General features: G+C 61.7%; 7 protein-coding genes. 4 read left to right on the top strand and 3 right to left on the bottom strand.

Annotated features, from left to right (window positions below; translation table 11 throughout):
- Positions 1 to 789 (top strand): PA4780 family RIO1-like protein kinase (locus tag ACIOVB_RS14660; protein ID WP_401268761.1); only part of this gene is annotated, 789 nt, incomplete at its 5' end.
- A 144-nt stretch (positions 790 to 933) separates the two neighbouring features.
- On the top strand, positions 934 to 2,148 hold the full coding sequence (locus tag ACIOVB_RS14655) for an MFS transporter (RefSeq protein ID WP_401268758.1): 1,215 nt from the start codon (positions 934 to 936) through the stop codon (positions 2,146 to 2,148).
- On the opposite strand, the gene cueR is transcribed toward ACIOVB_RS14655, so the two are convergent.
- The 3 genes from cueR to ACIOVB_RS14640 all read right to left on the bottom strand — a co-directional run bounded on the left by cueR (position 2,102) and on the right by ACIOVB_RS14640 (position 5,412).
- Positions 2,102 to 2,515: a Cu(I)-responsive transcriptional regulator gene (cueR, locus tag ACIOVB_RS14650; RefSeq protein ID WP_401268755.1), complete on the bottom strand. Its 414-nt coding sequence runs from the start codon at positions 2,513 to 2,515 to the stop codon at positions 2,102 to 2,104. The two genes, ACIOVB_RS14655 and cueR, sit on opposite strands and share 47 nt — an antisense overlap.
- Positions 2,512 to 4,905 carry a copper resistance metal-translocating P1-type ATPase CueA gene (gene cueA, locus ACIOVB_RS14645; RefSeq protein ID WP_401268753.1) on the bottom strand — a complete coding sequence of 798 codons (2,394 nt, stop codon included), beginning with the start codon at positions 4,903 to 4,905 and terminating at the stop codon, positions 2,512 to 2,514. Before cueA ends, cueR begins: the two co-directional genes overlap by 4 nt.
- Positions 4,906 to 5,028: 123 nt before the next feature.
- The gene (locus tag ACIOVB_RS14640; RefSeq protein ID WP_401268751.1) at positions 5,029 to 5,412 is read right to left on the bottom strand and encodes a hypothetical protein; all 384 of its coding nucleotides are present in this window, start codon (positions 5,410 to 5,412) and stop codon (positions 5,029 to 5,031) included.
- Between the two features lie 148 nt (positions 5,413 to 5,560).
- Here ACIOVB_RS14640 and ACIOVB_RS14635 point away from each other — a divergent pair, with 148 nt between their 5' ends.
- Positions 5,561 to 5,758, top strand: a complete 198-nt coding sequence (locus tag ACIOVB_RS14635; RefSeq protein ID WP_401268749.1) for a heavy-metal-associated domain-containing protein — start codon at positions 5,561 to 5,563, stop codon at positions 5,756 to 5,758.
- A gap of 90 nt (positions 5,759 to 5,848) precedes the next feature.
- Positions 5,849 to 7,045 (top strand): multidrug effflux MFS transporter, encoded by a 1,197-nt coding sequence (locus tag ACIOVB_RS14630; protein WP_401268746.1) that lies wholly within the window; start codon positions 5,849 to 5,851, stop codon positions 7,043 to 7,045.
- Positions 7,046 to 7,050 lie beyond the last annotated feature (5 nt).

The following is a 7,050-nucleotide window of genomic DNA, read 5'->3' as shown; positions in this document are numbered from 1 at the left end:
GGCAATCAGTTACGTTGCGCAAAGGTCTACAAGGAGGCGAACAAACGTAGTTTCCGCCAGGCGGCCGAGTATCAGGAAGGCCGCAAGGTTCGCAACAGCCGACAGGCTCGCGCGATGGCCAAGGGCTCCAAGTTCGGTCGCAAAGAGACCGAGGATGCCTGGCAGAACGCCGAGGTTGCGGCGCTGTTCCGTCTGGCCAGTGCCGGGGTACGCGTACCCAAGCCTTACGATTTCCTCGACGGCGTGCTGTTGATGGAACTGGTGGCCGACGAATTCGGCGAGGCGGCACCGCGTCTGAACGACGTGGTGCTGGAGCCGGATCAGGCGCGCGAGTATCACGCGTTCCTGATTTCGCAGATCGTGCTGATGTTGTGTACCGGTCTGGTGCACGGTGACCTCTCCGAGTTCAACGTGCTGCTGACACCGACCGGGCCGGTCATCATCGACCTGCCCCAAGCGGTGGATGCTGCGGGCAACAACCACGCGTTCAGCATGCTCGAACGTGACGTTGGCAACATGGCTTCGTATTTCGGCCGTTTCGCGCCGGAACTGAAGAAGACCAAGTACGCCAAGGAAATGTGGGCGTTGTACGAAGCCGGCACCTTGCACCCGGCCAGCGTGCTGACCGGCGAGTTCGACGATCCGGAGGATCTGGCCGATGTTGGCGGGGTGCTGCGCGAGATCGAAGCGGCGCGGCTGGACGAAGAGCGCAAGCAAGCGATTCGTGCGGCAGACGACGAGCCCAAGGGCAAGTCGGATGAACCACCGCCGCCACCGTGGATGCAGTGATTGCGTAACAAAAAACCCGGCTTCGGCCGGGTTTTTTTATATTTGCATTACCCCTTGTAGGAGCTGCCGAAGGCTGCGATCTTTCGATCCTGTTTTTTAAGGGCAAGATCAAGAGATCGCAGCCTTCGGCAGCTCCTACAAGGAATGTATGTGACCAGCCCCCGCAACGCCCACCTGATCATCACCGCCCGGCTGATTTCCGATTTCGGCGCCTTCCTCAACATGGTTGCGCTGGCCACTTACGTCTATCTGCTGAGCAACAGCGCAATGAGCGTCGGCATCTTCCTGGCCAGCCGCGTCGGTGGCGGGATCTTCGCCAGTCTGATCGGCACGGGGTTTTACCGACGCTTCAGCGGCCGTCTGCCGCTGATCGCCTTCGATCTGCTGCGCGCCGGTGTGCTCGGTCTGCTGTTGATTGTGCCGGTCAGCCAGCAAGCGCTGCTGTTGCCGTTCATCGCGTTCGGGCTGGGCTTCGGCAATTCGATGTTCGCCATCGGTCTCAATAGCCAGTTGCCGCGCTTGATTGAGCCTGCGCATTTGCTCAAGACCAACGCCTGGATCACCTCGGCCTCATCGGCGGCGATGGTTGGCGGCAGTCTGGTTTCGGGATTGCTGGTGGCCGGTTTCGGTTTTGAAGTGGTGTTCGCGCTAAACGCGCTGACCTACTTGCTGGCAGCGTTGTTGATTGTGCCGCTGCGTTTCGACACCCCGACCCTCAATGAAAAGTCCGCACGCGGCGAGTGGTCAGCCCTCAGGCAAGGTCTGCGCAGTGCCCCGGTGATTGCCGCGATGCTTGCCGTGACGATGGCCGACACCTTGGGCAGCGCCGCGCACAACGTCGGTTTTCCGATCATTTCAAAACTGCTGTCACCGGATTCGGCAAGTACCACATTGGGCTTGATGCTGGCGGTGTGGGCCAGTGGCAAGCTGCTCGGCGCACGCATCGCCAGCCGCCTGAAAGGCTCCGACAACATTCACCTGGAACGGCGGTTTTTCTTCGGCGTGGCGCTGATGTCTTGCGGTTTTATCCTGATGTTCCAGCAACACAGCCTCTACGGGTTGCTGCTGTTTTCATTGCCGGCGGGTTTGGGCGACGGCTTTTCCGAGGTCGGTCTGCTCTCGCGGCTACAACGTGAGCCCGAGGATTTGCGTCTGCCGATCTTCAGCTTCCTGACGCTGTTGCAAATGACCGGGTTCGGCATCGGCATGCTGATCGCCGCGCCGTTCTACCAATGGTGGACCCCCGGTGCCGTGGTCATACTGTTCCACGGCATTCCCCTGGGCACCTTGCTCACGGTGAAAGTATTGGCGCTCAGGCGCGGGCGGGTGTTGCGCAGCAGCCCGACGCCAGCTCCTTGAGGATCGGGCAGTCGGGGCGATGGTCGCCCTGGCAGTGTTCGACCAGATCCTGCAGGGTGTCGCGCAACTGGCCCAGCTCGCGGATCTTCTGGTTCAACTCGTCGATGTGCTGCCGGGCCAGCGCCTTCACATCGGCGCTGGCCCGTTGCCGGTCCTGCCAGAGCGTCAGCAGCTTGCCGACTTCCTCCAGAGAAAACCCCAGGTCACGCGAACGCTTGATGAAGGCCAATGTGTGCAAGTCGTCATCGCCGTAAATCCGATAACCGCTGTCAGTACGATGGGCCGCTTTGAGCAAACCGATCGACTCGTAATAACGGATCATTTTCGCGCTCAGGCCACTGTGGCGGGCCGCTTGGCCGATGTTCATCGGTGCTCCTCCAGATCCTTGGGTTTCCAGGTTTTCAACAGTAGCGCATTGCTCACCACGCTGACGCTCGACAGCGCCATCGCCGCACCGGCCAGCACCGGGTTGAGGAAGCCGAACGCCGCCAGCGGAATGCCGATCAGGTTGTAGACGAAGGCCCAGAACAGGTTTTGGCGGATCTTCGCGTAGGTTTTGCGGCTGATTTCCAGCGCCGCCGGCACCAGCCGTGGATCACCGCGCATCAGGGTGATGCCGGCCGCATGCATGGCCACGTCGGTGCCACCGCCCATGGCGATGCCGATGTCCGCCGCCGCGAGTGCCGGGGCGTCGTTGATACCGTCGCCGACCATGGCGACCACGCCGGTTTTCTTCAGCTCGGCAACGGTGGCGGCTTTGTCCGCTGGCAACACTTCGGCGTGAACATTTTTGATGCCCAGAGCCTCGGCCACGACGCGCGCGCTGCCACGGTTGTCGCCGGTCAGTAGATGGCTGTGGATATCTCGGGCGGCGAGTTGTTGCACCGCCTCCAGTGCGCCGGGTTTCAACGTGTCACCGAAAGCGAACAGACCGAGTACGCGCGGCTGCGGACTTTGTTCGATCAGCCATGAAAGGGTGCGGCCCTCGGCTTCCCAGGCTTGCGCAGACTCAGCCAGACTGCCGGTGCTCAAACCACTTTCTTCAAGCATCCGCCGATTGCCCAGCGCCAGACGCCGACCGTCAAGGCTGCCGGCGATGCCGCGACCGGTCAGGGATTGGCTGTCGCTGACATCGGGTACCGTCAGATCACGTTCAGCGGCCGCATCCAGCACGGCTTTGGCCAACGGATGCTCACTGCCACGTTGCAGCGCGCCGGCCAGTTTCAGCAGTGTGTTTTCGTCGCCATCGACCGCGCTGAAATGGGCGATGCGCGGCGTGCCAGAGGTCAGCGTGCCGGTTTTGTCGAACACCACGTTGCTGACTTCATGGGCACGTTCCAGGGCTTCGGCGTCCTTGATCAGAATGCCGTGACGCGCGGCCACGCCAGTGCCGGCCATGATCGCGGTCGGCGTGGCGAGGCCGAGCGCACAGGGGCAAGCGATGACCAATACCGCGACAGCATTGATCAGCGCGGTTTCCAGCGGCGCGCCGTATAGCCACCAGCCGATCAGCGTCGCCAGGGCCAACACCAATACTGTCGGCACGAACACCTGGCTGACTTTATCCACCAGTTTCTGGATCGGTGCTTTCGCCGCTTGAGCGTCTTCGACCAGACGAATGATCCGCGCCAGCACGCTTTCCGCGCCAAGGGCGGTGGTGCGCACCAGCAAGCGGCCTTCACCGTTGATCGCGCCGCCGGTGACTTTATCACCCGGTTGTTTCGGCACCGGCAGGCTTTCGCCGCTGATCAAGGCTTCGTCGGCGTGGCTTTGGCCTTCCAGCACTTCGCCATCGACCGGGAAACGCTCGCCGGGTTTGACCAGTACCTGATCGTTCAGGCGCAGGGCGCTGATGGCGACGTCCTGTTCGCGGCCGTCGATCACTTGAATCGCCCGCTCCGGACGCAAGGCTTCAAGGGCGCGAATGGCGCTGGCGGTCTGACGTTTGGCGCGGCTCTCCAGATATTTACCGAGCAGTACCAGTGCAATCACCACGGCCGAGGCTTCGAAATACAGATGCGGCATGCGCCCGGCGGCGGTCGCCCACTCGTAAAGACTCAAGCCATACCCGGCGCTGGTGCCGAGCGCGACGAGCAAGTCCATGTTGCCTGCGCCGGCGCGCACGGCTTTCCACGCGGCCACGTAAAAGCGCGCACCGAAGATGAATTGCACAGGTGTGGCGAGGGCGAATTGCACCCAGGCCGGCAGCATCCAATGGATGCCGAATGGCTGCAGTAACATCGGCAACACCAATGGGAGCGCGAGGGCAATCGCGCAGATCAGCGCCCAGCGTTCATGTTGCAGGCGCTGTTGCTGGTTATCGGTTTGCGGATGTTCGGCTTGCCAGATGCTGGCCGAGTAACCGGCCTTGCTCACGGCGTCGAGCAGGGTTTGTGAGTCGACCTGGCCGAGCAGTTCGAGGTGGGCGCGTTCGTTGGCCAGATTGACGCTGACGCTTTTAACGCCCGGGACTTTGTTCAGGGCGCGCTCGACGCGACCCACGCAGGAAGCGCAGGTCATGCCGTCGATGCTTAACTCGATGGTTTGTTGCGGCACGCTGTAACCGGCGCGCTCAACGGCTGCCATCAACGCCGGCAAACTGTCGCCGGGCGCGTGGACTCGCGCCTGTTCGGTGGCGAGGTTGACGCTGACGGCACTGGCGCCGATGACTTTGCTCAAGGCGCGCTCGACACGCCCGGCGCAACTGGCGCAGGTCATGCCGGCAATCGGCAGATCGAAAGTGATGGATTCGGACATCGGTCACGCTCCCTGTAGAAGTTGCCTACAGGATCAACCTTGCCACGCGGGCAAGGTCAAGCGCCAATCTTCTACCGTTGATCGTTCCCATGCGAAGCGTGGGAACGATCATGTGGGAGCGACTTAGTACCCGAGATCGGCGCGCTTGAGGTACATGCCTTCCTGGGTCATCGCGATTCGGTACTTCTGCACATCACCAGCATGCAGTTTGATCTCCTGTGAACCTGGCGCCAGCAATCCCGGATTGCAGCCCGGCACTTGCCCCGGCAACAGTTTCAGACGCAGCGAAACAGTGCCCGGCGGCAGGTTGAACGAGGTGCTCTGTTCCTGAAACAGCCGCGCCGACAATTGATCCTGGATATACACGCCAATCTCGCAGGAGGTCGCCACTTCCAGGCGCTCGCGGGAAATGATCAGCACCCCGTAGTCCTCTCCGGCGGCGTGCGCCGAAGGGAAAGCGGCAAAAAGACTGAGAAAGCCAAACAGGCTGAATGCTGACCAGCGCATGGCTGAATCTCCTGAGTTCATGTCATAGATGCATGCAGCTTGGCCGAGCGCGGCGCCGATTGCCAGCCCGGCAGTTTATTCAAGAACTTGACCTTACCATCGTGGCAAGCTCGAAACTGCCGGCAACCTCACTCAAAGGAGTCACTCCATGCAAGTGTTCAATGTTCAAGGCATGTCCTGCGGTCACTGCGTCAAAGCCGTCACTCAAGCCCTGCAGTCCAAGGATCCGGCGGCCAGTGTGCACGTCGATCTGGCTGCCAAAGAAGTCGGCGTCGAAAGTGCGCTGAGCGCAGAACAGGTCATCGCGATCATCAGCGAAGAAGGCTATCCGGCAAAACTGGCCTGAGGTTTTTATAGTTAGCGAGCTATCGGAATGTTCAAGGCGTCCGGGCGCGGCTAGACTGTCGGGCTGCCGACTTGCCAACCTGGATGCCTGATGAACCTGCGTACCATTCTGATCCTTGGCGCCTTGAGCGCCTTCGGTCCTTTAGCGATCGACTTCTATCTGCCGGCATTCCCGTCGATGGCGCTGGCCTTTGGCACCGATGAAAAACACGTCCAGTTGACCTTGGCGGCCTATTTCCTCGGCCTGTCCATTGGTCAGCTTTTATACGGCCCGGTGGCAGATCGTTTCGGTCGGCGGATTCCGCTGCTCAGCGGCGTTGCGCTGTTCACCCTGGCGTCATTGGCCTGCGCTTATGCGCCAAACCTTGAATGGCTGATCGGCGCGCGTTTTGTCCAGGCGCTGGGCGGTTGCGCGGGGATGGTGATTGCCCGGGCGGTGGTCAGCGACAAATGCGATGCGGTGGGCTCGGCGAAGGTGTTCTCGCAATTGATGCTGGTGATGGGCCTGGCACCGATTCTGGCGCCGATGCTGGGCGGGCTGCTGGTCAACACCACAGGCTGGCAGTCGATCTTCCTGGTGTTGACCGGGTTCAGTGCATTGGCTGGCTTGGCCGTGGCCCTCGGTCTGCCGGAAAGTCTGCCTGACCATGTGCCGCGCCAGCCGTTGTCCGGTGCACTGCGTCAGTACGGGCGGCTGTTCAAGGATCGGGTATTTCTTGGCCACGCCCTGACCGGGGGTATCGCCGTCGCCGGGATGTTTTCCTACATCGCCGGTTCGCCGTTCGTCTTCATCAAACTTTACGGCGTGCCGGCCGAGCATTTCGGCTGGTTGTTCGGCACCAACGCGGCGGGTTTCATTCTGGTGGCTCAGGTCAATGCGCGGCTATTGGCCAAACGCGGCCCGGCCTTTCTGCTGGCGCGTGCAGTGTGGGTGTACCTGTTGGCGGGTGTGGCATTGCTGGCGGTCAGTGCGCTGCACACCGAAGCGCTGTGGCCGCTTTTGATTCCGTTGTTCATCTGCATCGCCAGCCTCGGTTGCATCCTGCCCAACGCTTCGGCATGTGCGATGAACGGCCAAGGAGCGCGGGCCGGCAGTGCGTCGGCGCTGATGGGCTGCTTGCAATTCAGCGTTGCATCCGGCGCCGCTTCGCTGGTGGCAATCCTGCACGACGGCAGCGCCATGCCGATGGCCATGGTCATCAGCCTGTGCGGGTTGTTGGTAGTGAGCGTCGCGATGCTCACCCGGCGTTTGCAGAATGCCCGGGCGGTAGCGCAAGCCGCTGCGTGAGGTGA

This window comes from Pseudomonas sp. NPDC087639, from assembly GCF_044743385.1.
Lineage (GTDB): Bacteria > Pseudomonadota > Gammaproteobacteria > Pseudomonadales > Pseudomonadaceae > Aquipseudomonas.
This window is presented reverse-complemented; position numbering and strand designations above follow the sequence as displayed.